Origin of the sequence: Cupriavidus numazuensis, from assembly GCF_905397435.1 — a bacterium.
GTDB lineage: Bacteria > Pseudomonadota > Gammaproteobacteria > Burkholderiales > Burkholderiaceae > Cupriavidus > Cupriavidus numazuensis.
Genome location: NZ_CAJPVI010000164.1, coordinates 1 through 730, shown reverse-complemented (window position 1 = coordinate 730; position 730 = coordinate 1). Strand labels below are relative to the sequence as shown.

Below are 730 nucleotides of genomic sequence, written 5' to 3'. Positions count from 1 at the left end.
TTTGAGACGGCGTCGCGCTGATCGAGCGTTCTCAGCGGTTGGCGAGTCTCCACGGGGGCGTATCGAGCCGCCTGAGGACTCGTTTTCGGCGTGACCGGGGCACACTTTTCCCCTCACGCGGTGCGCAGCACATGCATGCGCTTGATGTTCCAGGCCATGGTCACCAAGCTCCATTCGCCTTGGGCGTGGACCAGCCCACGCATGCTCATCTGGCGCCAACCCATCACCCGCTTGATGATGCCGAACACCGGCTCCACCGTCTGCTTGCGCAGGCTGTAGAGGGCGCGCCCGGCTTGTGTGCCCAGACGGTGCGCCATCTGCACAACCGGGTCCTTCGTCTGGGGGGCGGGAGCATCGGGTGCGAAGCGCTCCAGCACGGGGACATGATGCGATTCCCTCTTGAGCGCCAGCAGCGGCTCGACCCCCGCATCGCGGCAGGCGATCACGTTGGTCTGACTGAAGAAGCCGTTGTCCGTGATCAGCGTGTGCACCTCGCCCAGCACCGCGGGCAACGCCACGATCTGCTCCAGCGTGGGCACGACTTCTCGCTTGTCGTTGCACGCCTGGCTCACGTGCCGGGTGACCACCATCATCGTCTCGGTGTCCACGCCGGCTTGCGCGTTGTAGCTTTGCTCGAAGCCCCCGCCCGAGACGGGCATGATGCGCGACTGCTCATCCGTGAGGTTGACTTGGTCGCTGTCCTTGGGGCCAGCCTCTGGCGGCTCGGGAT

Annotated in this window: 1 protein-coding gene; it reads right to left on the bottom strand. The window is 65.5% G+C overall.

The window, feature by feature from the left end; translation table 11 throughout:
• Positions 1 to 113: 113 nt before the first annotated feature.
• Positions 114 to 730: transposase (locus KHO41_RS41025; protein WP_211958892.1), on the bottom strand; the 617-nt coding region annotated here is incomplete at its 5' end.